Genomic DNA, 24312 nt, shown 5'->3' on the forward strand with positions numbered 1-24312 from the left:
AACGACCGCCAGAAGAGAGACACCGCCATGGGCGCCAGAGAACAGATCCGCCAGCGTTTCAACGAGTTGAGCCCGGCCCTGCAGCAGGTTGCGCGCTACGTGCTCGACCATCCCAACGAGGTGGTGACCGCATCGATGCGCAACGTGGGCACGCGCGCGCAGAGCACGCCGGCCACGCTGGTGCGTTTTGCGCAGCACCTGGGCTATGCGGGCTGGCCGCAACTCAAGGAAGCCTTTGCCGGCGACATGGGCCTGGGCAGCGAAACCTATGGCGGGCGGGCCAAGCAACTCATCGGCCGCGTGCAGGACCGAAGCCTGACGGCCGAGATGTTCGAGGTTCAGCGCCGCAACCTCGAGGCCACGCACCAGCAGAGCGAGCAGGCGCTGCAAAAAGCCTGTGCGCTGATCGAGAAGGCGCCGGCCGTGCATGCGGCGGGTTTCAGGGCCTGCTTTCCAATCGCGTTTTCGTTCGTCTACGTGTATCGGCTCTTCCGCGCCAGCGTGCACCTGGTCGATGGCCAGGGCGGCTCGCTCGAAATGCAGCAGCGCGCCTTTGCCAAGGGCGACGCGCTGGTGGTGGCCAGCTTCATGCCCTACTCGCGCGAGGCGCTGCAAGTGGCAGAGGCGGCCAAGGCGGCCGGCTGCCGCATCGTGGCCATTACCGACAGCGTGGCGTCGCCGCTGTCGCTGCTGGCGGACGAAACGCTGCTTTTCACGATCAACAGCCCTTCTTTCTTTCCGTCGGTGGCGGCGGGGGTTGCCGTGACCGAGGCGCTGGTCGAACTGCTCGCAAGCCGCGCGGGCAAGCCGGTGATCCGGCGCATCGACCAAGCCGAGGCGCAGCTGTTCGAGTCAGGGGCCTACCTGGTGCCGCCGGTGACGCGCGGAAATTAGGCCTCCGAGCCGAATCTGCGTGCTGCGGTGCCGCAATAGCGGAACCCCATCTAGCCCGAATGGTCGAACGACTGTCGCGGTTGTGTGCCGCGACAGGAGGTATGACCATGAAGCAGGTGAAACATTGGCAAGACCCGGTCAGCGTCGCGCTCGGTGCGTGGCTGATCATCTCGCCTTGGGTACTGGGCTTCCAGGACGTCACTTACGCAATGTGGAGCGCAGTGGCGACAGGCATCGTGCTAGGCGCCGTGGCGCTGGGGGCGACCCTGGTCCCGCGTGCCTGGGAAGAGTGGACCGAAGGCGCCATCGCCATCTGGTTGGCCGTGTCGCCCTGGGTGCTCGGCTTTGCCACCGTCGAGAAAGCAATGGTGAATGCGGTGCTCGTGGCGGCGGCGATCCTGGTGCTCGCGCTGTGGGTGCTGGTGACCGACAAGGACTACCTCGGCGGGTCGATGGACAGTCACGCGCACTGAGCGCATGGCCATCATCGCACCGTGAAGGAGAACGGCTCCGCGCGCAATCCGCGCCGGGGCTGAGGAGATGGGCAGCCGCCCATCTCGCGCACAGCCAGTCCGCTCCGCTCAGCGGAGAGGGGTGGGCTGTTGCCAGCCGCCGCCCAGAGCCTGGATGAGTGCCACCGCGGCGGTCTGGCGATTCACCTGCAACTGCACCAGCGTGCGCCGCGCGCTGAGAGCGGCTGCCTGCGCTGTGACCACCTCGGTGTAGCTGACCTGAGCCGCGCGGTAGCGATTGAGCAGCTGCTGCTCCGTCTTGTCGGCGGCGGCCGAAGCTTCGCGCCGCAGGCCTTCCTGCTGCGCGAGCGCGGCGCCGGCCGTCAGCTGGTCTTCCACTGCCTGGAAGGCCGTGAGCACCGCTTGGCGGTAGCGCGCCACGCTGGCCTCGTGGGCCGCCTTGGCCGAGTCGACGCTCGCGCCGATGGCGCCGGCATCGAACACCACCTGCGCCACGGAAAGGCCGAGCGCCCATAGTGTGTTGGAGGCATTGAACAGGTCTTTCACGCGGCTCGCATTGCTGCCCACGGAAGCGCTGAGCCCGAAGTTCGGGAAGTACGCCGACCGCGCAATGCCGATCTGCGCATTGGCCGCCGCCACCGCGCGTTCGGCGGCGGCAATGTCGGGCCGGCGCTGCAGCAGCGTCGATGGCACGCCGGTGGGAATGCCCGGCACCGTGGGTGTCCACTGCGCGGCTGGCAGGCTGAATTCGGCCGGCGCCACGCCCACCAGCATGGCGATGGCGTGCTCCAGCGTGGCGCGGGTGCGCTGCAGCCCGACGCGGTCGGCCTGCGCGCTCACGAGCTGGGTCTGCGCCTGCAGCACGTCGGTCTGGGCCACGATGCCGGCCTTGTAGCGGTTGCTGGTGATTTCGAAGGCGCGCTGGTAGCCCTCGATGGTCTGGTCGAGCAGCACGATTTCCGCATCGGCTTCGCGCAGCGAAAAGTAATTGATAGCCAGGTCGCCGATGGCCGACAGGCGCGCCGAGGCCAGGTCGGCCTCGCTGGCCTGCGCATTGGCCTCGGCACTGGTCACGGCCTGCCGCAGCCGGCCCCACACATCCGGTGCCCAGTCGACCCCCAGCGTGGCCGAAAAGGCATTGGACGCATTGCTGGAGCCTCCGATGTTGCCGCTTCGCCGGCCGCTGCCGTCGAGCGATACCGTGGGAAACAGCGCGGCGCGCTCCCCACGCACCAAAGCCTTTGCCTGCGCGTAGTTGGCCACGGCGGCGGCAATGTTCTGGTTGGACACCTGCACGCGGGCCGCCAGTTCGTCGAGCGTGGCATCGCCGAAAAGCTTCCACCATTCGCCGCGGTCGAGCGCATCGGCCGGGGCGGCGGGGAGCCAGCCTTCAGCGGTCTTCTGCTCCTTCCACCCGGCGGGCGCGGCCGAGCTTGGCACCTGGTATGCAGGGCCTACGGCGCAGCCGGCCACCATGGCCGCGAAGGCGAGCGCGGACAGCGAAGGGATGCGGGTGCGATGTGTCATGGCAAGGGATTCATTTTCTCGGAGGCCGGGAACACCGCGGAACCGGCTTTGCCGGGCCGCCGGTGTTGCCCCCTTGAGGGGGGAGTCGAGCTACACGAAGTGAGCGAGGGACGGGGGTGGGGTTCATACAGGCGAGCTTGCCGCGCGGCTCAGGTGCCGCTCATTGCCGGAGCGCCGGCGCAGCTTGTCGAGCAGCACGTAAACCACCGGCGTGGTCAGCAGCGTGAGCAGCTGGCTCGCCACCAGTCCGCCGATGATCGCTACGCCCAGCGGCTGGCGCAGTTCTGCGCCCTGGCCGAATCCGATGGCCAGCGGCAGCGCGCCCAGCGCCGCGGCCAGCGTGGTCATGAGAATTGGGCGGAAGCGCAGCAGGCACGCCTCGCGCACCGCTTCCACGGCCGAGATGCCGCGCGCGCGCTCCGCCTCGAGCGCGAAGTCGATGATCAGAATCGCATTCTTCTTCACGATGCCGATCAGGAGGAAAAGCCCGATCAGCGCAATGATCGAAAAATCCATGCGGAACAGCAGCAGCGCCAGCACCGCGCCCACGCCCGCAGAAGGCAGCGTGGTCAGCACGGTGATCGGGTGGATCAGGCTCTCATAGAGGATGCCGAGCACGATGTAGATGACCACGATGGCCGCCACGATGAGCGCCAGCTGCTGCCCCTGCGATTGCTGGGCCGCCAGCGCCGTGCCCTGGAAGCTGCCGCGCACGTTCACGGGCATGGCAATGTCGGCCTCGGCCTGCGCGACGATGCGCCGCGCATCCTGGAGCGTGACGCCCTCGTCCAGGTTGAAGGAGACGGTGCTCGCGAGCTCGGTGTCCTGGTGGTCGATGGAGCTCGGCACGGCGCGCTCGCTCACCTTGGCGATGGCCGAGAGCGGCACCATGAGCGTGGTGTTCGCAGCCAGCGCCTGGCCCGTTGACGCGGTACGCAGCGCCGGGTTGGCCGACGTGGTGGTCGAGGTGCCGGTGGTCGCGTCGGTGGTGTTGGCCAGCGAACTCACGATGGTGGCGCCGCTTGCTGTCGTGCTGGTGGTGAGTGTCGAGGGCACGTACAGGTCCTTCAGCACCAAGGGCGCGCGTTGGTAGCGCGGCGCCCATTCCATGATCACGGAATACTGGTTGAGCTCGTCGTAGATGGTGGCGACCGAGCGCTGGCCGTAGGCGTTGTAAAGCGCGTTGTCGACTGCACTGGAGGTCACGCCGAGCCGCGCGGCGCTTTCGCGGTCGACATCGACATAAGTCTCAACGCCGTTGTCCGCCTGATCGCTGTCCACGTCGGTCAGCGCCGTCTCCTGGCGCAACCGGTCGGCCAGCTTGGCGGTCCAGGTGCGCAGGTCGGCCAGGTTGTCGCCCTTCAGCGTGTACTGGTAGGTCGAATTGCTCGACCGCCCGCCCATGCGCAGGTCTTGCACCGGGCTCAGGAACACGCGCAGGCCGGTCAGCTGGTTGAGCTGCGGCCGCAGCCGGTTGACGACCGCCGAGGTCTTCTCGGTGCGCTGCGACAGCGGCTTGAGATTGACGAACATGAAGCCGCCACCCGAGCGGCTGCCGCCCGCGAAGCCCACCACGGTATCGACCGCCGGGTCCTTGTGGATGATGTCGACCGCCTGGCGCAGTTTTTCGCTCAGCGCGGCCGACGAAATGCTCTGATCCGCGCGCAGGCCCGCATTGAGCTGGCCGTTGTCCTGCTCGGGGAAGTAGCCCTTGGGAATGGCGGAGAACAGGTACACGTTGAGCCCGATGACCGCCAGCAGCACCACCATGACCACGGCCTTGCTCGCGAGCGCCCAGTCGAGGCTGTGGGCATAGGTGCGAAGGCTCCACTGGTAGACGCTTTCGGCCATGCGCGCCAGGCGTCCGGGCGGCTTGGCATCGGGCTGCTCGGCGCGCAGCAGCATGGCGCACAGCATGGGCGTGGTGGTGAGCGAGATCACCAGAGAAATCAGCACCGCCACCGACAGCGTGACCGCGAATTCGCGGAACAGCCGGCCGATCTGTCCGTCCATGAACAGCAGCGGTATGAACACCGCCACCAGCGACAGGCTGATCGACAGCACGGTGAAGCCCACCTCGCGTGCGCCGCGCAGGGCCGCCTCGACGCGTCCCATGCCGGCCTCGATGTGGCGGCTGGTGTTCTCGAGCACCACGATGGCGTCGTCCACCACGAATCCGGTGGCAACCGTGAGCGCCATCAGGCTCAGGTTGTTGAGGCTGTAGCCCAGCAGGTACATCACGCCGAAGGTGCCGAGCAGCGACACCACCGTGGCCACTGCCGGAATGATGGTGGCACGCGCACGGCGCAGGAACACGCCCACCACGAGCACCACCAGCGCGATGGAAATCATCAGCGTGGCCTCGATCTCGCGCAGCGAGGCGCGGATGGAGTTGGTGCGGTCGGAGGCCACCTGCACCTCGATGTCCTGCGGTAGCTGCGCGCGCAGTTCGGGTAGCAGTTCGCGCAGGCCGTCCACCGTCTGGATGATGTTGGCGCCCGGCTCCTGCGTGACCAGCACGATCACCGCGGGCTGTCCGTTGAAAAGGCCCAGCGTGCGCGTGTTCTCCACGCTGTCGATCACTCGCGCGACGTCGCCCAGCCGCACGGCCGCGCCATTGCGCCAGGCGATCACCATGTCGCGATATTCCACGGCGTGGCGGCCCGGCGACGGCGTGTAGATTTGCAGCCGGCGGTCGTCGTTCTCGATCGCGCCCTTGGGCCGGTTGGCATTGTTGGCCTGGATGGCGGCGCGCACGTCTTCGCTGCTGATGCCATAGCGGTTGAGCGAAAAAGGCTCGAGCTCCACTCGCACGGCTGGCAGCGAGCCGCCGCCGATCTCGACCTCGCCCACGCCCTCCACCTGCGAGACCTTCTGGCTCACGATGTTGGACACAGCCTCGTAGATCTGGCCCGGCGTGCGCGTCTTGGAGGTGAGCGCAAGGATCGCGATGGGCGCGGCCGTCGGGTTGCGCTTGCGGTAGGTCGGGTTGCTGCGCAAGGTGGCTGGCAGGTCGGCCCGCGCCGCGTTGATTGCGGCCTGCACTTCGCGCGCGGCGCTGTCGATGTTGCGCTTGAGATCGAACTGCAGGCTGATGCGGGTCGAGCCGTTCGAGCTGGTCGAGGTGAGTTCGTTGACCCCCGCAATCACGCCGAGCCGCCGTTCCAGCGGCGTGGCCACGCTCGATGCCATGGTGCTCGGGCTCGCACCCGCGAGGCTGGCCGTCACCGAGATGGTGGGAAAGTCGACCTGCGGCAACGGCGACACAGGCAGCACGAAGAACCCGGCAATCCCGGCCAGCGCGATGCCGATGGTCAAGAGGACCGTGGCAATCGGACGTTCGACGAAAGGCCTGGAGAGGTTCATGCGGGTGCGGCCTCCCGCTTGGGCCGGAAGCGGCGGCCCAGCCGGTCGAATGCCAGGTAGACCACCGGCGTGGTGAACAACGTGAGCACCTGGCTCACCACCAGCCCGCCGAAGATCGCCAGGCCCAGCGGCCGGCGCAGCTCTGCGCCCTCGCCCCAGCCGAACATCAGCGGCAGCGCCGCGAAAAGCGCCGCCAGCGTGGTCATCAAAATGGGCCGGAAGCGCAGCAATGCCGCCTGATGGATGGCCTCCTGCGGCGACTTGCCCTCGCGCCGCTCGGCGTCGATGGCAAAGTCGATCATCATGATCGCGTTCTTCTTCACGATGCCGATCAAGAGGATGATGCCGATGATGCCGATCACGCCCAGGTCGTTGCCGGTGACCATCAGCGCGAGCAGCGCGCCCACGCCGGCCGAGGGCAGTGTCGAAAGAATCGTCAGCGGATGGATGTAGCTCTCATACAGAACGCCAAGCACGATGTACACGCACACCACCGCCGCCAGAATGAGCCACAGCTGGTTGGACAGCGACTTTTCGTAAGCGCCCGCCGCACCCAGGAAAGTCATGGTCATGCTCGACGGCATGCCGATTTCCTTGGCTGCCGCGCGAATGGCCGCCACGGATTTTCCAAGCGCGACGTCCTCCGCCGTGTCGAAGCCCACGGTGGCGGCCGGATACTGCGCCACGTGCGTCACCTGAAGCGGGGCCGGCTGCTCGCGCACCGTGGCAATCGACGACAGCGTGGTGGCGCCGCCGCTGCCGGTGCGCAGCTGCAGGTTACCCAGCAATTGCGGCGAGGCCAGCGCTTCGCGCTGCGCCTCCAGAATCACGCGGTACTGGTTGGTTTCGGTGAAGATGGTCGAGACGATGCGCTGGCCGAAGGCGCTGTAGAGCGTGTCGTCCACCGAGCTGGCCGTGACGGAGAGGCGCGAGGCCGTGTTGCGGTCGATGTCCACGTAAGCGGCCAGGCCCTGCGCACCCGCTGTGGTGGTGGGATTGCGCACCAGCGGTTCGGAGCGAAGGCGTTCCACCAGCTTTTGCGCCCAGGTATCGACGGTCTTGGTGTCCACCCCTTCGAGCGAGACGCGGAATTCGGTCGGGCCGGTTTCGGCGTCGATGGTCAGGTCTTGCGTCGGCTGCAGATAAAGCGTGACACCGGCCACGGCGCGCACGCGCTCGCGCAGGCGCTGCATGATGGCTTCCTGGTTGCCGCGGTCGGCGCGCATGTTGATGAGCATGCTGCCGGTGTTGAGCGCCGTGTTGTTGGCGGCGTCAACGCCCACCACCGAGCTCACGCTGGCCACCTCGGGGTCGGCCAGGATGGCCTTGGCGGCTTGCTGCTGCAGCTCGGCCATTCGCGTGTACGACACATCCTGCGCCGCCTCGATGCGTGCCTGCAGCTGCCCGGTGTCCTGCGTCGGGAAAAGACCCTTCGGAATCACCACGTAGAGCAGCACCGTGAGCGCCAGCGTGGCCAGCGCCACGATGAGCGTCAGCGGCTGGTGGCGCAGCACCCATTGCAGCCACACGTCGTAGCGAGAAATCACGCGATCGAAGAAGCGCTGCACGCTGGCACCGAAGCGTCCGCCCTCTTCGGCCTGCGGCTTGAGCCAGCGCGCCGACATCATCGGCACCAGCGTGAGCGACACCACGGCGGAGATCAGGATGGTGATGGCCAGCGTGACGGCGAATTCGCGGAACAGCCGACCCACCACGTCGCCCATGAACAGCAGCGGAATAAGCACCGCGATGAGCGACACCGTGAGCGAAATGATGGTGAAGCCGATTTGCGTGGCTCCCTTGAGCGCGGCCTTGAACGGCGGATCGCCCTCTTCGAGGTAGCGCGCGATGTTCTCGATCATCACGATCGCGTCGTCCACCACGAAGCCGGTGGCAATGGTCAGCGCCATCAGGCTCAGGTTGTTGAGGCTGTAGCCCAGCAGGTACATCAGCCCGCAGGTGCCAATGAGCGAGATCGGCACCGCCAGGCTCGCGATGATGGTGGCGCGCACGCTGTGCAAAAAGAAGAAGATCACCAGCACCACCATCACCACGGCCAGCCCGAGCTCGAGCTGCACGTGCGAGACCGAGGCGCGAATGCCGGTGGTGCGGTCGCTCAGCACCTCCACCTTGATCGAGCCGGGCAGCGAGGCCTCGAGTTCGGGCAATTGCTTCTTGATGGCGTCGACCGTGCCGATGACGTTGGCGCCGGGTTGGCGCTGCACGTTCAGGATGATGGCCGGGTAAAGCGTAGTCTGCTGCTCGCCGGCGCGCAGTGCGGCCCAGGCGCCGAGCTGCGTGTTCTCGGCGCCGTCGACCACGCGCGCCACGTCGGTCATCCGCACTGGTGCGCCGTTTTTCCACGCGACGATGAGGTTCTTGTAGTCGTCCGCCGTCACGAGCTGGTCGTTGGCATTGATGGTGTAGGACCGCCTCGGCCCGTCGAAGCTGCCCTTGGCGCTGTTGGCGTTGGCCGCGGTGATGGCGCTGCGCAGCGTGTCCAGGCCAATGCCCACCGATGCGAGCGCGTTGGTGTCGGCCTGAATGCGCACCGCTGGGCGCTGCCCGCCCGAAAGCGACACCAGCCCCACGCCGCTGACCTGGCTGATCTTCTGCGCGAGCCGCGTGTTCACGAGGTTCTGCACCTCGGTGAGCGGCATGGTCTCGGAGCTCACGGCCAAAGTCAGGATGGGCGCGTCGGCCGGGTTCACCTTGGCGTACACGGGCGGCGCCGGCAAGTCGGCCGGCAGCAGCGAGCTGCCCGCGTTGATGGCGGCCTGCACCTGCTGCTCGGCCACGTCCAGCGTCTGGTCGAGGGCGAACTGCAGTGTGACGATGGACACGCCCGCCGAGCTCACCGAGCTCATTCGGTTGAGGCCCGCCATCTGGCCGAACTGGCGCTCGAGCGGGGCCGTGACGGTGCGGCCCATCACCTCAGGGCTGCCACCGGGGTAGAGCGTCTGCACCTGGATGGTCGGGTAGTCGACCTGCGGCAGCGCGGCCAGCGGCAGCAGCCGCAGTCCGACGAGGCCGGCCAGCACGATGGCCACCATCAGCAGCGCCGTGGCCACCGGCCGTTCAATGAAAGGGCGGGAGGGGCTCATCGCAGACGCGCTCGCTGGTTCCGTGTGGTGTCGTGGTTGCTCGTCATTGCGGCGGGCGCTGGCGCCGCCGCTCTCCGCCGCCCTCGCCGCGTTCTCCACGCTCGCCGCGTGCGCCGCGCGGACCCGATGCACCGCCGCGCGGCCCTGCCGCGGCCCGGTCGCCCTGCAGCTGCACGACGGCGCCGTCCTTGATACGGTCGCCGCCTTCGGTCACGACGTTCTCGCCGACGCGCAGGCCCGAGGTGATGGCGACCACCTCGACGTTGGCTTCGCCGCGCTTCACCGGACGCGTCGAGACCTTGCGGTCTTCGCTGATCACATACACATAGTCGCCGTTGGGGCCAGTGCGCACGGCCGTCACCGGCACCACCACCGCGCGCACCTTGCGCAGCAGCATCTGCACATTGACGAACTGGCTCGGGAAGAGCGTGGTCTGTGCATTGCCGAATCGGGCCTTGGCTTTCACCGTGCCCGTGGTGGTGTCGACCAGGTTGTCGAGCGTCGAGAAGGTGCCCGCGTCCAGTGTCACGGCACGGGTGCGGTCGAATGCGGTGACCGCCAGCGGCTCGCCCTTGGCAAGCTGCGCCTGGATGTCGGGCACCCGGTCTTGCGGCACCGAGAATTGCACGTCGATCGGGGTCATCTGCGTGATGACCGCGATCCCCGTGGTCGCGTTGGCCGTGACCGTGTTGCCGGCGTCCACCGCGCGCAGGCCGATGCGGCCCGCCACCGGCGAAGTGATGCGGGTGTAGTCCAGGTTCAGCTTGGCCGCGGCCTCGGCGGCCAGGTCGGTGGTGACCGTGCCTTCGAGCTGCCGGACCAGCGCGGCCTGGGTGTCGACGTCCTGCCGCGCGATGGAATCCTGAGTCAGCAGCGTGCGGTAGCGCGCGAGCGTGACGCGCGCGGCTTCGAGCTGCGCTTCGTCGCGCTGCCGGGTACCGCGGGCCTGCATCAGCGCCTGCTCATAGGGGCGCGGGTCGATGCGCGCAAGCAGTTGGTTCTTGGCAACGGTTTGCCCTTCGGTGAAGAGCACCTCGGTCAGCACCCCACCGACCTGCGCCTTGAGCGTGATGGTTGCGAGCGGCGTGACCGTGCCGAGCGCATCGATGGTGACCGGCAGCTCGACCTCGCGCGCCGCGGCATGGCCGACCGTGACGGTCGCGCCCCCGAAACCCGGCCCGCCGGTGGAACTTGCCTTGCGGTTGATGAGGTACCAGGCGCCGCCTCCCAGCGCCAGCAGCACGAGCAGCGCAACCAGGCTGCCGAGCCAGCGCCTGCGGCGCGACGGCGGCCGGGGCGGAGGGGACGAGGAATGTTGTACCGGTTGAACAGCAGGCGAATCGCCGGAAGAAGGCTCGGAGTTCGGAGATTCCATGTGTGATGTGGCGGTGCCCAAGTACGGCTGCTAGTGGAGCGCCGCATCGTAGCGCGCCTGTCTTATGAAGCGTAAAGCGCCGGTAAAGCTAAGGCGAAGGGCACGTTTCGCGCCAAGCCGCTGCACTTGGCGCCGCCGGCCTGCGTTTCGTCGCAGGCCCGTGGCAGCAGCGTGGGGTCGCCGGCACAGTCCGGTCCATCGAATCACGTTTTCGTTGGAGAAACACCATGCTGCTGCAAATCATTCTTCACACCCCGAAGTGGGTCTTCGCCGTTTTCGTGCTGCTTCTGTGGCTCGGCTGCAAGCAGCTGATGTCCGGCAGTGTCAGCCTGGCCAAGGTGACGGTGATGCCGATTGCCATGACCGGCCTTTCGTTGGCCGGCGTGATCTCGGCCTTTGGCGATTCGCCCGGCGCCCTGCTCGGCTGGGCCGTGGCGGCTGCTGCGCTGATCCTGCTGGTGCTGCAGCAGGCCCTGCCCGCCAGCACGCGCTACGACCGGACCGCACGTGAGTTCCATGTGGCGGGCAGCGCGGTGCCGCTGGTGCTGATGATGGGCATCTTCTTCACCAAGTATGTGGTGGGCGCGGCCTTGGCCATGCACCCTGAACTGCGCCAGCAGGCCAGCTTCGCCGTCGCAATCCCCATGCTGTACGGCGCCTTCAGCGGCATTTTCGCGGCGCGGGCCGTACGGCTGTGGAAGCTGGCCATCCGCACCGATGCCGTGGCCGTGGGAGCCCGCGCGGCCTAAGATCGCCAGCCGATTCATCGACTGCCCCTCATCGTTCGTTATCGGAGAACTGTCATGAACCCCACACAAGCAACCTCTTCCACCCACGACGTCGAGAAGCTCGCCCGCCGACGCGCAGGCGCCAAGATGGGCTGGTACATCCATGCCTTCGTCTACGTGCTGGTCAACCTAGGGCTGGTGGCCCTCTCGGCATCGCGCGGCCATACCTGGGCGGTCTACCCGCTCATGGGCTGGGGCCTGGGCCTGCTGATTCACGGCGCCGTGATCTGGTTCGTTGCGCCTGGCGGCAATTTCTATCACCGGCTGGTGGAGCGCGAGCGGCGCGCGCTGCGCTCCGGGGAGCGCGGGTGAGCGGCGCGCAACGCCTAGGGTGCACCCGATGAGCGTTGACGCGCTCCCTCGCTTCCGTGCGGAGAACGTGCGGGGCATGCTTCGGCATGGCCTGATCACCGTCGTCTTCTGCTGCTTCATTGCCGCGGCGCTGGCCATCACGCAGCACGGGAGCTGGGGCGTGCAGATGGTGTATTCACTCTCGATCGGGCTGATCAGCTGGCTCTTCATCGACGTGGGCCGGCTGCTGATCAGTGGCCACAAGGAAATTCTCTGGCCGTCCGGCCCCTGGGGCTACCTGCTGGTGGCAGGCGGTGTGACGGTCGGTTTTCTGGGAGGCAACGCCATCGGCGATGCATGGACGAACCAGCCCCTGCTCGACTTCCGCAGCTTCACGGAGCGCAAGCTTGCCACCACGATCATCATCACGCTGACGGCCACGGTCTGCATGTGCTTCTTCTTCTACAGCCTCGGCCGGACCAAGCACATGCGCCGCCAGATCGAACTGGCGCAGCGCAATGCCACCGAGGCGAGGCTCAAGCTGCTCGAGACCCAGCTCGAGCCGCACATGCTGTTCAACACGCTGGCCAACCTGCGCGCGCTGATCGCAACCGATCCGCCCCGCGCCATTGCCATGCTCGACCGCCTGAACAACTACCTGCGCATGACGCTCAGCGGCTCGCGCGCGCTGGCGCATCCGCTTTCGGCCGAGTTCGACCGGCTGGCCGACTACCTCGAGCTGATGTCCGTTCGCATGGGCGAGCGCCTGCGCTACACGCTCGACCTGCCTGAAGATCTGCGCGACACGCCCGTGCCGCCGCTGCTGCTTCAGCCGCTGGTGGAAAACAGCATCCACCACGGGCTCGAACCCAAGATCGAAGGTGGCCGCATCGCCGTGCGTGCGCACCAGGACGCCGGCCGGCTGGTCATCGAAGTGAGCGACACCGGCGTCGGCCTCGAGGCGGACCGGCCTGCTGCGGAAGGCAATGGCTTCGGGCTCGCGCAGGTCCGCGAGCGGCTGGCCACCATGTATGGAGACCAGGGCCAAATGAGCGTTGCCCCCGGGCCCGCGGGCGGGACCCGCACCATCATCAGCTTTCCCTTGCCGCCACGCACATGAACCCCACCGCCCTCATTGCCGAAGACGAGCCCCTGCTCGCCCAGGCGCTCAAGGCCGAACTGGCCGCTGCATGGCCCGAACTGCAGGTGCTTGCCATCACCGGCGACGGCCGCGGTGCCGTGCGCGAGGCGCTGCGCCTGCTGCCGCAGGTGCTGTTCTTCGACATCCGTATGCCGGGTCTGGACGGCCTGGGCGCGGCCGCCGAGTTGGCCGACAGCTGGCCCACCGAGGAGGCGCCCATGCCACAACTCGTCTTCGTGACCGCCTATGACGAATACGCCGCCCGTGCCTTCGAGACTCAGGCCATCGACTACGTGCTCAAGCCCGTTCAGCCCGAACGCCTGCGCAAGACCGTGCTGCGGCTGCAGCAGGCGTTGACCGCGCAGCAGCCATCGAAACCGGCCCCGCACGGAGCCGACGAAGTGTTGGAGCAAACCCTTGCGCAATGGCGCCAGGTGCTTTCGGCTGCGTCCGGCGGCGCACAGGCACCAGCCACCGCCCCGCTCCGGATGATTGCAGCCAGCGAAGCCGGCGGCAGCACCGTGCGCATGGTGCCGATCGACGAGGTGCTGTATTTCGAGGCGGCGGACAAATACATCCGCGTGCTCACCGCCACGCACGAATACCTGATTCGCACGCCGCTCAAGCAGCTGCTGACCCAGCTCGACCCCGAGGTCTTCTGGCAGGTGCACCGCGCGGTGGTGGTGCGCAGTTCGGCCATCGAGGCAGTGCATCGCGACGAGGCCGGCAAGCTGCACCTGGACCTGAAGGGGCGGCCCGAAAAAATTCCCGTCAGCCGGCTTTACGGCCACCTCTTTCGCGCTATGTGAAATCGACAGTCGAATGCGCATGAAAAAGCCGACTCCTTCAAAGGGAGCCGGCTTTTTTTGACTTTGCGAATCGCGCCTTGAAGGCGCTATGGCTTAACGCCAGTGGCGATGGCCGTGGCCGTGCCCATGACCGCGGTAGTAGCCACGCGGTGCGTAATACGCCGGGGGAGCGTAGTACACCGGGGCCGGACGGTAGTAGACCGGCGGCGGCGGACGGTAGTAAACCGGGGGCGGCGGCGCGTAGTACACCGGCGCGGGGGCCGAATAAACCGGGGCCGGATAGTAGGCCGGAGCGCCCACACCGATTGCCACCCCTGGCAGGCCCACGCCCACCGACCAGCTCACGTCGCCGCGAGCGCTGGCCGAAGTGGCCGCAAACAATGCACCGGCTGCCACGACACCCGCGGCGGCCCATTTGAAGAAGGTTGAACGTGTGAGGCTCATGATCTAGGACTCCTTGTTGGGGCGTTTCCCGCCCATGTAGGTATTGAACGCGCCAAATGCAAAGCGGTTGCCCGCCGCAATGTGAAGAACGTTGCAAAACGTAACCGCCAGGGGGTGCACTCTAGAATGCCGCAATGACCTCCCCGACCGACAAAGACAGCGCGAAAACGGCCGCTGCACCGAGTAATTTCCTGCGCCACGTGATCGAGAACGACCTTGCGCAGGGGGCCTATTCTGGCCGCAAATGGGGTGGCTCCCCCGGCGACGCCGCCCATCACGCCCAGGGCATGCCCGACCCCGCCAAGGTGCGCATGCGCTTTCCGCCCGAGCCCAACGGCTACCTGCACATCGGCCATGCCAAGAGCATCTGGCTCAATTTCGAGCTGGCCCGGGAGTACGGCGGCGTGTGCCACCTCCGTTTCGACGACACCAACCCCGAGAAGGAAGAGCAGGAATACGTCGATTCCATCCGCGATGCCGTCCAGTGGCTCGGCTACGAAACCTACCTGGCCGACCGGCCCAGCGCGCCAGGCACCCTGCAGCCGCACGAATACTTCGCGAGCGACTACTTCGACTTCATGTACCGCGCCGCCGAGTACCTGATCGGCGCCGGCCTTGCCTACGTGGACGAACAGACGGCCGAAGAAGTTCGCGCCAACCGCGGCGACTTCAACACGCCCGGCACCGACAGCCCCTTTCGCAGCCGCACGCCCGACGAAAACCTTGAGCGCTTCCGCGCAATGCGCGATGGCCAGGTGGCAGACGGCGCCGCCATCCTGCGCGCCAAGATCGACATGGCCAGCACCAACATCAACATGCGCGACCCCGCGCTGTACCGCGTGCGCCGGGCTACTCACCACAACACCGGCGACAAGTGGTGCATCTACCCGATGTACACCTTTGCGCATCCCATCGAAGACGCGCTGGAGCAGATCACCCATTCCATCTGCACGCTGGAGTTCGAAGACCAGCGCCCCTTCTACGACTGGCTGCTCGACCGTTTGGCCGAAGGCGGCCTCATCGCCAGCCCGCATCCGCGCCAGTATGAATTCGCGCGGCTGAACGTGACGCACGTTCTCACCAGCAAACGCAAACTGCGCCAGCTGGTCGAAGAAAAGCACGTCGACGGCTGGGACGACCCCCGCATGCCCACGCTGGCCGGCCTGCGCCGCCGCGGCTATACGCCCGAGGCGCTGCGCCTGTTCTGCGAACGCAGCGGCACCACCAAGTCCGGCGGCTGGATCGACTACGCCAGCCTGGAGGCCGCGCTGCGCGACACGCTCGACCCCACGGCGCCCCGCGCCATGGCCGTGCTCGACCCCGTCAAGCTGGTGATTACCAACTGGGGCGAGCTGATGGGCGGCCCCAACAAGGATGAAAGCGTCCTCGACGACTGCTCCGCCCCCGTGCACCCGCACCACCCCGAGATGGGCAAGCGCGAGTTCAAGCTCGGCCGCGAGGTGTGGATCGAACGCACCGACTACGAAGAAGTGCAGCCCAAGGGCTTCTTCCGCCTGTTCCCGGGCAACAAGGTGCGGCTGAAATACGGCCACGTCATCGAATGCACCGGCGGTACCAAGGACGCGAACGGCAAGCTCATCGAAGTGCAGGCCACGCTGGTGCCCGACACCAAGAGCGGCACACCCGGCGCGGACGCCATCAAGGTGAAGGGCAACATCACCTGGGTGGCCGCGGCTGATGCGGTGCAGGCCGAGGTGCGCCTGTATGAGCGGCTGTTTGCGGCGGCGAATCCGGGTAGCGGAGAGTTGATGGACGAACTGAACAAGCAGAGCCTGGAAGTTTGCACTGCGTACGCCGAGCCCTCACTGGCCAAGGCCCAGGATGGCGCGGCATTTCAGTTCGAGCGGCATGGGTACTTCGTGCTCGACGCGAAGGCTGGTGCAGACGGCAAGCGGGTGTTCAATCGCGCCGCGGGCATGCGGGACAGCTGGGGCAAGTAATCCCTTCCCGCCTGATCCGCTTCAACAAGCCCTACGGCGTGCTCAGCCAGTTCACGCCCGAGGGCCGCTGGCGCGGGCTGAAAGACTTCATCGACATCCCCGGTGTCTATGTCGCCGGCCGCCTCGATGCCGACAGCGAGGGCCTGCTGCTGCTCACCAACGATGGCCAGCTCCAGGCGCGCATCGCTGATCCGCGCTTCAAGATGGAGAAAACCTACTGGGTGCAGGTGGAAGGCGTGCCCACTGAAGAGGCGCTTGCCGCCTTGCGCCAAGGCGTGCAGCTCAACGACGGCCTCACGCGCCCGGCTCGTGCGCGTCTGCTCGATCCACCGCCCGATGTGTGGGCACGGCAACCGCCCATTCGCGAACGCAAGAGCATTCCGACCGCATGGCTGGAACTGGCGATCAGCGAAGGCCGCAACCGCCAGGTGCGGCGCATGACCGCCGCCGTGGGGCTTCCCACCCTGCGCCTGATTCGCGCTGCCATCGGGCCGCACACGCTGGACGGATTGGCGCCGGGGACCTGGCTGGAGTAGCGCAGCAGCGCCACGACACACCTTCATTCGTTCGACCCTTTATGCGCAGCAACCGATACCATTTTCCCGACCTCCTCTCGACCGCTCTGCTGAATCGCCGCCGCGCATTGCTGGGCACGCTGAGCCTGCTGGCGCTGCCCGCTGCAACGCACGTCAGTGCCGCGCCCCCTGCGAAGCCGAAGCAACAGCGGCCCGACGTCTGGCCACAAGCGTCCCAGGTGCCGGGCGGCGTAGCACGCCTGTCGCTCGGTCCGAGCGCCAAACGACCGGCCGCCTTTTCAGGCAATGTGCCATTGCTCGTGCTGGGCGACGCCATCGAATGGACAGCGCTCGTGGGCATTCCGCTCGCCGCCACGCCAGGCGACGCAAGCATCGTTGTGCGCTCCGAGAGCGGCGCCGACAAACAGGTGGCCTACACCGTAGCCCCCAAGCAGTACCGCGAGCAACGCCTCACGGTGCCACCGCGCACGGTCGACCTGTCGCCCGAAGACGAAGCACGCTACGAACGCGAACGCGCGCACCTGGCCACCGTCATGGCCACGTTCACCGACCTGCGGCCCGATGCCTCGCTGCAGATGCGCGTCCCCGTGCCGGGCCGCCGCTCCAGTTCGTTCGGTCTGCGCCGCGTGTTCAACGGCCAGTCGCGCAATCCGCACAGCGGCATGGACATTGCCGCGGGCACGGGCACGCCGGTGCTGGCGCCGCTGCCGGGGCGGGTGATCGACACGGGCGACTATTTCTTTAACGGCGGCACCGTGTGGCTCGACCACGGCGGCGGTCTGCTCACGATGTATTGCCACCTGAGCCGGATGGATGTGAAGGTAGGCGATGTGCTGAAGACCGGTGAGCAGCTCGCGGCCGTGGGCGCCACCGGGCGCGTGACCGGGCCGCATCTGCACTGGTCTGTGATGCTCAATCGCGCGATGGTGGATCCGGCGCTATTCATTGCGGGTTGAGAAGACTCGACATCGGCGACGCATCCACACCTGAAATCGTCGCCGCCTCAATTGCCTCGAACAGGCTCTTTCTGCCGGCCGACCTCAGAGCGGCTTCGTCAAATACACCGCCTCGCGCCCCACGATCACCCGCTGTGCGGGCATGAAGATCGTGCAATCGTCGCAAGGCGCGCGGATCTCGTCCGGGCCGTTGGTGGCGATGAGTTCGCCCTTGGCAAAGGTCTCGAAGCCGATCAGCGGGCGCACGAACGCAAAGTCTTCCGACTTGATGACGTGCGTCTGCAGCAACTCGAAGCGGCGTTGCGGACCGGGCGCGGGCACGGCCGGGTCCTTGTCGATGAGGCCGAAGTGCGCCAGAAAATCGAGCGAGATGGCGGTGGCCAGCTCGGAGGCCGAGCGCAGAAAGTGCTGGCCGCATTCGGCCACCAGCGCCACGCCCTTGCCTTCGGGCAGGCCATGGCGGCCGTGCTGGATCAATGGCGTGCCGGAGCCCAGGCCGTCGGGCATGACCAGGTGCACCGAGGGGCGGCCGATGGCCAGCGCCGCTTCTGCATTGCGGTCGTAGGCAGGGTACACCCAGAACGGAATCACGGGCTGGCTGGTGGAGTGAATGTCGAGGATATGGTCGGCCGCGCTCACCACCGGCCGTAGCACGCGGGCGCGGCGCAGTTCGGGGCTGTCCTCGGTGCCGTCGAGCCATTCGGCCGACCAGATGCGGTTGAGGTTGTGCACCAGCTGCCGGCTGTCAAAGGGCAGCGCCTTGTCGAAGGACTCGTACGCTTCCACGTTGGCAAAGCTCACGGTGAGCGTGCCGATCTTGGGGCGCACGTTGGTGTCGAGCAGGTGCGTGGCGGCGGTCATGCCGCAGATTTCGTTGCCGTGCGTGAGTGCGTTGATCAGCACGTGCGGGCCAGGCTTGCCGGACTCGAAGCGGTGCACGTAGTCGATGCCGATGTTGCCCTTGCGGTAGGCGGAGAGGTCGCGTGGGAGGACTTCGAGGACGGGGGGGGATTGCGTCATGAGGCGGGCGAGCGTGCGTTTGAAGATGTGCTGAACCGAACCGGAGGGTCTGAGTCTGCTACATGGTGGGCATTCGTGCAGAACGAGGCGCCCGCCGGCACACCGTCCGCTATCGACTGACTGAACCGTGAGGTCAGAATGGCCCGAACGCGAAACCTGCCTGAGTCACTTGCGTCAGCGTTGTGTTGTGAAACGTGACGGTGCTTGTCGGGGAAAGCGACATCACGACGTCCGTGCCCTGCTGCTGGAACATGGCATACACGTCGCTCATACTGGCAAACGAAAAACTGCCGCGAAACCCCAGGGTATCGGTGCTCTCGAAGCCGTAGACGTGATCCACCGTGGGGGCGTCCGATTGCTGCGCGTCGAAGCTGTAGAAGTCGAAGGTGTCGGCGCCGGCACCTCCTATCAGCACATCGCTGCCGGGCCCGCCGACAATCGTGCTGTGGCCCGACGACTGTTCTAGCCAGACTCTCATGCCGGGCAAAGAGTTCGTGCGGAGTTCGGAAGACTCGGAGAAGCCCCTCAGCACGTCGGCCCGACTTGCGCCGGCACCGAGGGCACCGACCCAGCCGGCTAGCCCAGCGGGCTCCGGCGCGCGATCTAGCACGTTGGCATAGAGCTGTGTCACGAACTGGGTGTTGTCCAGGTTTTTATACATGGACTGGAACTCGCTCGAGTTCGTGAAGGCCTGGGCGATTTCGCCAAGGCTGCTCTTGCCGCTGTCCAGCAACGCGACCCAGGCGGCATAGCCGCCCACGTCGGGCGCACGATCGAACGCAGCCTGATAGAGCCGGTAGACCTCGCCCCGATGTGCGTTGCCGTACTTCGAGTTCAGGAACATCTCCTGGTCGAGCGCGGTGCTTGCCTGGAACTCGGCGGACGCCGAAAAACCCAGCAGGACGCCTGCGCGCGAAGCGCCCGCATCCAGCGAGGCAACCCAACTCGACAAGCCTCCGGCGTCGGGCTCTCGGTGCAACACGTTCCGGTAGAGCAGCGCCACGAACGTCCTGTTGTCCAGTGCACCGTACGTCGTCTGGAATTCGGAAGAAGACAGGAAGCCGTCAGCCACTGATTCCGCGGAGAACCCGCGATCCATAGCCCGGCGCCAATGCTCCATCCCCGACACGTCTGGCTCGCGGTTCAGCGCCGCACGGTAGAGCCTGTAGATAGCCCCCGTGGAAACACTGTCATTGCTGCCGAAGCCGGAGGCATCCAGTCGGTCGTCGCCAGGACCGCCAAGCAGTGTGGCATTGCTGAAGGACGAAATCAGTACATCGTTACCGGCGCTACCGTTCAGCCAGGCCCCTCCGATGAGAACATCGTCGAAAAGGGAGCCGTCCACTGCGATAAAACCCGAGACGCTATCGATGTCGCCCCAGCCATCGACCGCCCTGCCGGCGAGGAGGTCCACGCTCACGCCCCCAGCGTCCTCGCCGTACTCGAGATACATGCCATCGGACGCAAATCCGACGTGGTGCAGAACGTCGGCGCCTGGTCCGCCAACCACGTAGCCGGAAGAAGATTGGGTGATGATGGTGTCGTCGCCGATGCCACCCAGCAGGTAGTCGTTGCCTACTCCCCCATAGAGAGTGTCATTGCCTTCCTCGCCGAAGAAGTACTTCGACCCGCGGTCTTGAGGAAGGGAGAAATCGAGTGGGGCGTAGGGATCAGTGCCTCCGCCTCCGCGAATAATGTCGTCACCGACTCCGCCCAAAACGTAGTCGTTGCCCCATCCGCCATTGATCGTGTCGTTGCCACCGTTGCCGAAGATGAGGTCATCGCCCCTGAGGCCATCGATCGTGTCATCCCCCTCGGTGCCCTGCAGAAGATCCTTGCCGTCCGTGCCGGTCAGAACTGGCATGGTTTTCCCCCCTCAAAAGCTCGCCAACAGAATGCCAGCCTGCGACACCTGACCCATCGTGGTGTTGTGGATGGTGACCGTGTTGCTTGGCGACAGCGTCAGCACCACATCGCTACCGTGTTGCTGCATTGCGGCGAACACGTCATTGGCAGTTTGGAAACCGTATCCGCCCAGCCGCAGGGTGTCGATATTCTCAAAGCCGTAGATGTGATCGGAAAGCGGCACGCCCGCACCCGTAAAAATCGGGTCGAAGTAGTTGAAGTTGAATGTGTCCGCCCCAGAACCGCCAACTAGAACGTCATTGCCCGGTCCGCCTTCGATATAGTCATGTCCATAGGACTGCTGCGCCTTGAAGGTTCGAAACCCGCTTATCGATTTTGCGCGGAGTTCGCCCGACTCGGCGAAGCCCTCCAGCACTTGCGCGCGACTCGATCCGGCGTTGAGAACACCCACCCATCCAGCAAGCCCTTCTGCATCGGGAGCCCGCCCAAGAACATTGGCGTAGAGCTGTGTCACGAATTGGGTGTTATCCAGATTGCCGTACTTCGTTCGGAACTCGCTGGAGTTCACGAAGGATTGAGCCACTTCGACAATGGTGCTGCGATGGTCGTCCAACACTTTGGTCCAGCCGTTAAAGCCATTCGCATCCGGTGCGCGGCCAAGGGCTGCTTGATACAGCCGAAACACCGTTCCCTCGTGCTCGTTGGTATACGAGGTCAAGAAAATTCCCTGCTCGAACGCCGTAGTGGTCTTGAATTCAGAGGATTGCGAAAAACCAAGCAACACGCTTGCGCGCGAATTTCCGGCATCAAGCGAATTCACCCAGTTCGAAAGACCGTTCGCATCGGGTGCGCGGTGCAGCACGTTCTGATAGAGCAGCGTGACGAAAGCCGTGTTGTCCAAACCGCCATAGGTCTTCTGGAATTCGCTGGAGGACAAAAAGTCTGCGGCCACCGATTCTGGGGTCCGGCCGAAATCGACTGCGCGGCTCCAGTCCTCCAGCCCTTTCAGATCGGGTTCGCGGTTTAACGCGGCTCGATAGAGCCTGTACACGGTCCCGGTCGAACCGGTGCTGCTACCTCGCGATGCGTCGCCACCATCGACGAAATCGTTTCCGAAACCACCGTAGAGCGTGTCGTTGCCGCCGCCCCCCATAATCAAATCGTTGCCCCCTGCGCCCGAAATGTACGACGCCCCACTTTGGTTGCCCAGCAGAATATCGTTGTAAGCCGAACCGGAAATGTTGCGAAATCCGGAAATCGAATCGACATTACCCCACCCATCGATTGCGGTCCCGGAGATGAGATCGACACGCACGCCACTCGGATCGTTGGAGTAGTCAACGAACATCATGTTGATGGCAAAGCTACCTGTCGAACGCAGCACATCCGCGCCCGGCCCGCCAGTGACGCTGCCATAGCTGGATAGAGCGGTGATCGTGTCGTTGCCAGCTCCGCCTATCAAAGCTTCCTGGCCAGCAGTGCCAGTGATGATGTCGTCGCCATCACCGCCATCTATGACAGCGGAGTTGGCGGCCCCGATAGCACTGCTGCGAAGAACGTCATTGCCGGCACCGCCCGAGATGTAGTCGTATCCGCCGCCTCCATCTATGACGTCGTTGCCATCTTCGCCATAAAGATTGTCGTCTCCGGCATCACCGTAGAGGGCGTCGTCTCCTGCTCTCCCGTAGATGATGTCAGCGCCGCCGAGACCGTGGATCGTGTCGGCCTCGCCGGTCCCTGTCAGGATATCGGGGTTCTCTGTGCCCGTCAGAATTGCCATGTTCTCTCCCTGTTCAATTGACTTGTTTGTATGACCCGCCACGAACCTCGCCAAAGGAGCGACGGATCAGCCATTGTGGCCCAGCTCAAGGCCATGCAACCCGACACACCGTTGGCTTTTACCAATTCACCTCACGCTCCGGCGTAGCCGAAATATGGTGGATTGACAGGTCCGCCCCGTCATATTCCTCTTCCTGCGTGAGCCGCAGCCCCATCGTGGCCTTGAGCGCGCCGTACACCGCCGCCCCCGCCAGGGCAGCCCAGGCCACACCCATCAAGGTGCCGATGAGTTGCGCCCACACGCTCACCCCGCCGATGCCGCCCAGCGCCTGCGAGCCGAAGATGCCGGCCGCGATGCCGCCCCAGGTGCCGCACAGGCCGTGCAGCGGCCACACCCCAAGCACGTCGTCGATCTTCCATTTGTTCTGCGTGAGCGTGAACATGACGACGAAGATGGCGCCGGCGATCCCGCCGACCACCAGGGCGCCCAACGGATGCATCAGGTCGGAGCCGGCGCACACAGCCACCAGCCCGGCGAGGGGACCGTTGTAGACGAAGCCCGGGTCGTTCTTGCCGAGCGCCAGCGCGACCAAGGTGCCGCCCACCATCGCCATGAGCGAATTGACGGCGACGAGGCCCGATATCTTGTCGATGCTCTGCGCGCTCATCACGTTGAAGCCGAACCAGCCCACGCACAGCACCCAGGCACCCAACGCCAGAAAGGGGATGTTCGACGGCGGATGCGCGCTCAGCGAACCGTCGCCGCGGTAGCGGTTGCGACGCGCGCCAAGCAGCAGCACCGCGGGCAGCGCGAGCCAGCCTCCCACCGCATGCACCACCACCGAACCCGCGAAGTCATGGAACTCGCTGCCGGTGGCCGAGGCGATCCACGCCTGGATGCCGAAAGCCTTGTTCCAGGCAATGCCCTCGTACAGCGGATAGATGATTCCGACGATGACCGCCGTGGCGATCAGCTGCGGCCAGAACTTGGCGCGCTCCGCGATACCGCCCGAGATGATGGCCGGAATGGCCGCTGCAAAGGTCAAGAGGAAGAAGAACTTCACCAGCTCATAGCCGCTCTTGGCCGCAAGCTCGGTGGCGCCCACGAAGAAGTGGGTGCCGTACGCCACGCCATACCCGACCACAAAGTACACGATGGTCGAGACGGAGAAGTCAACCAGGATCTTGACCAGCGCATTGACCTGGTTCTTCTTGCGAACGGTGCCAAGCTCGAGAAAGGCGAAACCGGCGTGCATGGCCAAGACCATGATGGCGCCGAGAAGGATGAACAGCGCGTCTGCGCCCTGTTTGAGTGCGTCCATTGAAGCTTCTTCAAGTTTTTGGTTTGAATTGGTGCGTGCACCCGAATTGCTCGGGTCAGCGCGCCAAGGAAGCAAAAATGGTGCCCAAAAGCTCTTTGATGGTGCACGGAGGTCCGAAAGCGGGCTCTCCCTGCTCAAACCGCACCGAATCGGGGGCTACTTCGCCGGCGGCGCTTCTTCCACCGGAACCAGGATGGCGCTCCCCGTCGCCACGAGCTTGAGACTGTCGCCCTCGCCCTGGCCATAGAGCTCGGCGGTCGCAAACACCTGCTTGCGCCCGGCCTTCACTACCTTGCCGCGTGCAATGAAGGCGCGGCCCAGCGCGGGCGAGAGGCAGTTGACCGAGAAATGCGAGGCTAGCACCCGTCCCGCCACCGTGGCAGCCGCGAAGCCGCAGGCGGTGTCGAGCATGGCGCCGATAAGCCCCGCGTGAAGGAAACCGGCGTACTGGCCCATGTCTTCTTCGCGCCACGCCATGCGCAGTTCGGCTTCGCCGTCAGCGGCGCGGGTCACTTCGAAGCCGGCCCAGCGATTGAAGGCGGCAGTCTTGTTGATGGCCTGGAGGGTGTCGAGCATGGCGGTCTTTCACGAAGAAGGATGAAGCGTCGAAAAAGCCACTCTACGAAGCGGCCCCGCTGCAGGCCGTCGCGCCCGCGACGC

19 protein-coding genes are annotated in these 24312 nt (G+C 65.8%); 9 read left to right on the forward strand and 10 right to left on the reverse strand.

What is annotated here, in order from left to right; translation table 11 throughout:
• The first annotated feature begins 27 nt into the window (after positions 1–27).
• A complete protein-coding gene (locus tag ASC78_RS07995) occupies positions 28–894 on the forward strand; it encodes a MurR/RpiR family transcriptional regulator (RefSeq protein WP_055798978.1) in 867 nt (288 codons plus the stop codon).
• Between the two features lie 107 nt (positions 895–1001).
• Positions 1002–1367, forward strand: coding sequence for an SPW repeat protein (locus tag ASC78_RS08000; RefSeq protein ID WP_055799116.1), 366 nt, complete (start codon positions 1002–1004; stop codon positions 1365–1367).
• Between the two features lie 108 nt (positions 1368–1475).
• Here the strand turns inward: ASC78_RS08000 and ASC78_RS08005 are convergent, their stop codons facing one another.
• The 4 genes from ASC78_RS08005 to ASC78_RS08020 all read right to left on the reverse strand — a co-directional run bounded on the left by ASC78_RS08005 (position 1476) and on the right by ASC78_RS08020 (position 10739).
• Positions 1476–2894 (reverse strand): efflux transporter outer membrane subunit, encoded by a 1419-nt coding sequence (locus ASC78_RS08005; RefSeq protein WP_055798982.1) that lies wholly within the window; start codon positions 2892–2894, stop codon positions 1476–1478.
• Between the two features lie 123 nt (positions 2895–3017).
• The gene (locus tag ASC78_RS08010; RefSeq protein ID WP_055798985.1) at positions 3018–6260 is read right to left on the reverse strand and encodes an efflux RND transporter permease subunit; all 3243 of its coding nucleotides are present in this window, start codon (positions 6258–6260) and stop codon (positions 3018–3020) included.
• Positions 6257–9364: an efflux RND transporter permease subunit gene (locus tag ASC78_RS08015; protein ID WP_055799119.1), complete on the reverse strand. Its 3108-nt coding sequence runs from the start codon at positions 9362–9364 to the stop codon at positions 6257–6259. The genes ASC78_RS08010 and ASC78_RS08015 overlap by 4 nt, the downstream gene beginning before the upstream one ends.
• Positions 9365–9407: 43 nt before the next feature.
• Positions 9408–10739, reverse strand: coding sequence for an efflux RND transporter periplasmic adaptor subunit (locus tag ASC78_RS08020; protein ID WP_055798986.1), 1332 nt, complete (start codon positions 10737–10739; stop codon positions 9408–9410).
• A 227-nt stretch (positions 10740–10966) separates the two neighbouring features.
• On the opposite strand from ASC78_RS08020, the gene ASC78_RS08025 reads away from it, so the two are divergent.
• The 4 genes from ASC78_RS08025 to ASC78_RS08040 are packed head-to-tail and all read left to right on the forward strand — an operon-like array spanning position 10967 to position 13768.
• Positions 10967–11488, forward strand: coding sequence for a DUF6622 family protein (locus ASC78_RS08025; protein WP_055798989.1), 522 nt, complete (start codon positions 10967–10969; stop codon positions 11486–11488).
• Between the two features lie 54 nt (positions 11489–11542).
• Positions 11543–11839 carry a 2TM domain-containing protein gene (locus ASC78_RS08030; protein WP_055798991.1) on the forward strand — a complete coding sequence of 99 codons (297 nt, stop codon included), beginning with the start codon at positions 11543–11545 and terminating at the stop codon, positions 11837–11839.
• 28 nt (positions 11840–11867) lie between these two features.
• A complete protein-coding gene (locus ASC78_RS08035) occupies positions 11868–12938 on the forward strand; it encodes a sensor histidine kinase (protein WP_055798994.1) in 1071 nt (356 codons plus the stop codon).
• Positions 12935–13768, forward strand: coding sequence for a LytR/AlgR family response regulator transcription factor (locus ASC78_RS08040; protein ID WP_055798996.1), 834 nt, complete (start codon positions 12935–12937; stop codon positions 13766–13768). Before ASC78_RS08035 ends, ASC78_RS08040 begins: the two co-directional genes overlap by 4 nt.
• A 93-nt stretch (positions 13769–13861) precedes the next feature.
• Here the strand turns inward: ASC78_RS08040 and ASC78_RS26965 are convergent, their stop codons facing one another.
• Positions 13862–14212: a hypothetical protein gene (locus ASC78_RS26965; protein ID WP_082517473.1), complete on the reverse strand. Its 351-nt coding sequence runs from the start codon at positions 14210–14212 to the stop codon at positions 13862–13864.
• Between the two features lie 134 nt (positions 14213–14346).
• Here ASC78_RS26965 and ASC78_RS08045 point away from each other — a divergent pair, with 134 nt between their 5' ends.
• From ASC78_RS08045 to ASC78_RS08055, 3 genes are read left to right on the forward strand one after another with little or no spacing between them, the layout of a single operon-like run.
• Entirely contained in the window at positions 14347–16173 is a 1827-nt protein-coding gene (locus ASC78_RS08045; protein WP_055798999.1) for a glutamine--tRNA ligase/YqeY domain fusion protein, read from the forward strand.
• The gene (locus tag ASC78_RS08050; RefSeq protein ID WP_055799122.1) at positions 16173–16709 is read left to right on the forward strand and encodes a pseudouridine synthase; all 537 of its coding nucleotides are present in this window, start codon (positions 16173–16175) and stop codon (positions 16707–16709) included. Before ASC78_RS08045 ends, ASC78_RS08050 begins: the two co-directional genes overlap by 1 nt.
• A 41-nt stretch (positions 16710–16750) precedes the next feature.
• The gene (locus tag ASC78_RS08055) at positions 16751–17665 is read left to right on the forward strand and encodes a M23 family metallopeptidase (RefSeq protein WP_082517474.1); all 915 of its coding nucleotides are present in this window, start codon (positions 16751–16753) and stop codon (positions 17663–17665) included.
• Positions 17666–17749: 84 nt separating this feature from the next.
• On the opposite strand, the gene ASC78_RS08060 is transcribed toward ASC78_RS08055, so the two are convergent.
• The 5 genes from ASC78_RS08060 to ASC78_RS08080 form a co-directional block, all read right to left on the reverse strand.
• Entirely contained in the window at positions 17750–18685 is a 936-nt protein-coding gene (locus tag ASC78_RS08060) for a succinylglutamate desuccinylase/aspartoacylase domain-containing protein (RefSeq protein ID WP_055799002.1), read from the reverse strand.
• Between the two features lie 133 nt (positions 18686–18818).
• Positions 18819–20549, reverse strand: a complete 1731-nt coding sequence (locus tag ASC78_RS08065; RefSeq protein ID WP_055799005.1) for a DUF4214 domain-containing protein — start codon at positions 20547–20549, stop codon at positions 18819–18821.
• A 12-nt stretch (positions 20550–20561) separates the two neighbouring features.
• Positions 20562–22331: a DUF4214 domain-containing protein gene (locus ASC78_RS08070; protein WP_055799008.1), complete on the reverse strand. Its 1770-nt coding sequence runs from the start codon at positions 22329–22331 to the stop codon at positions 20562–20564.
• A gap of 118 nt (positions 22332–22449) precedes the next feature.
• Positions 22450–23652: an ammonium transporter gene (locus ASC78_RS08075; RefSeq protein WP_055799009.1), complete on the reverse strand. Its 1203-nt coding sequence runs from the start codon at positions 23650–23652 to the stop codon at positions 22450–22452.
• A gap of 156 nt (positions 23653–23808) precedes the next feature.
• On the reverse strand, positions 23809–24228 hold the full coding sequence (locus tag ASC78_RS08080; protein WP_055799013.1) for a PaaI family thioesterase: 420 nt from the start codon (positions 24226–24228) through the stop codon (positions 23809–23811).
• Positions 24229–24312 lie beyond the last annotated feature (84 nt).

The sequence above is a fragment of the Variovorax sp. Root318D1 genome (assembly GCF_001424835.1).
Taxonomy (GTDB): Bacteria; Pseudomonadota; Gammaproteobacteria; order Burkholderiales; family Burkholderiaceae_C; genus Variovorax.

What these genes read in the sequence shown, in the direction of transcription:
- ASC78_RS07995 (WP_055798978.1), top strand. Translation starts at nt 28, where the DNA reads ATGGGCGCCAGAGAACAGATCCGCCAGCGTTTCAACGAGTTGAGCCCG.
- ASC78_RS08000 (WP_055799116.1), top strand. Translation starts at nt 1,002, where the DNA reads ATGAAGCAGGTGAAACATTGGCAAGACCCGGTCAGCGTCGCGCTCGGT.
- ASC78_RS08005 (WP_055798982.1), bottom strand. Translation starts at nt 2,894, where the DNA reads ATGACACATCGCACCCGCATCCCTTCGCTGTCCGCGCTCGCCTTCGCG.
- ASC78_RS08010 (WP_055798985.1), bottom strand. Translation starts at nt 6,260, where the DNA reads ATGAACCTCTCCAGGCCTTTCGTCGAACGTCCGATTGCCACGGTCCTC.
- ASC78_RS08015 (WP_055799119.1), bottom strand. Translation starts at nt 9,364, where the DNA reads ATGAGCCCCTCCCGCCCTTTCATTGAACGGCCGGTGGCCACGGCGCTG.
- ASC78_RS08020 (WP_055798986.1), bottom strand. Translation starts at nt 10,739, where the DNA reads ATGGAATCTCCGAACTCCGAGCCTTCTTCCGGCGATTCGCCTGCTGTT.
- ASC78_RS08025 (WP_055798989.1), top strand. Translation starts at nt 10,967, where the DNA reads ATGCTGCTGCAAATCATTCTTCACACCCCGAAGTGGGTCTTCGCCGTT.
- ASC78_RS08030 (WP_055798991.1), top strand. Translation starts at nt 11,543, where the DNA reads ATGAACCCCACACAAGCAACCTCTTCCACCCACGACGTCGAGAAGCTC.
- ASC78_RS08035 (WP_055798994.1), top strand. Translation starts at nt 11,868, where the DNA reads ATGAGCGTTGACGCGCTCCCTCGCTTCCGTGCGGAGAACGTGCGGGGC.
- ASC78_RS08040 (WP_055798996.1), top strand. Translation starts at nt 12,935, where the DNA reads ATGAACCCCACCGCCCTCATTGCCGAAGACGAGCCCCTGCTCGCCCAG.
- ASC78_RS26965 (WP_082517473.1), bottom strand. Translation starts at nt 14,212, where the DNA reads ATGAGCCTCACACGTTCAACCTTCTTCAAATGGGCCGCCGCGGGTGTC.
- ASC78_RS08045 (WP_055798999.1), top strand. Translation starts at nt 14,347, where the DNA reads ATGACCTCCCCGACCGACAAAGACAGCGCGAAAACGGCCGCTGCACCG.
- ASC78_RS08055 (WP_082517474.1), top strand. Translation starts at nt 16,751, where the DNA reads ATGCGCAGCAACCGATACCATTTTCCCGACCTCCTCTCGACCGCTCTG.
- ASC78_RS08060 (WP_055799002.1), bottom strand. Translation starts at nt 18,685, where the DNA reads ATGACGCAATCCCCCCCCGTCCTCGAAGTCCTCCCACGCGACCTCTCC.
- ASC78_RS08065 (WP_055799005.1), bottom strand. Translation starts at nt 20,549, where the DNA reads ATGCCAGTTCTGACCGGCACGGACGGCAAGGATCTTCTGCAGGGCACC.
- ASC78_RS08070 (WP_055799008.1), bottom strand. Translation starts at nt 22,331, where the DNA reads ATGGCAATTCTGACGGGCACAGAGAACCCCGATATCCTGACAGGGACC.
- ASC78_RS08075 (WP_055799009.1), bottom strand. Translation starts at nt 23,652, where the DNA reads ATGGACGCACTCAAACAGGGCGCAGACGCGCTGTTCATCCTTCTCGGC.
- ASC78_RS08080 (WP_055799013.1), bottom strand. Translation starts at nt 24,228, where the DNA reads ATGCTCGACACCCTCCAGGCCATCAACAAGACTGCCGCCTTCAATCGC.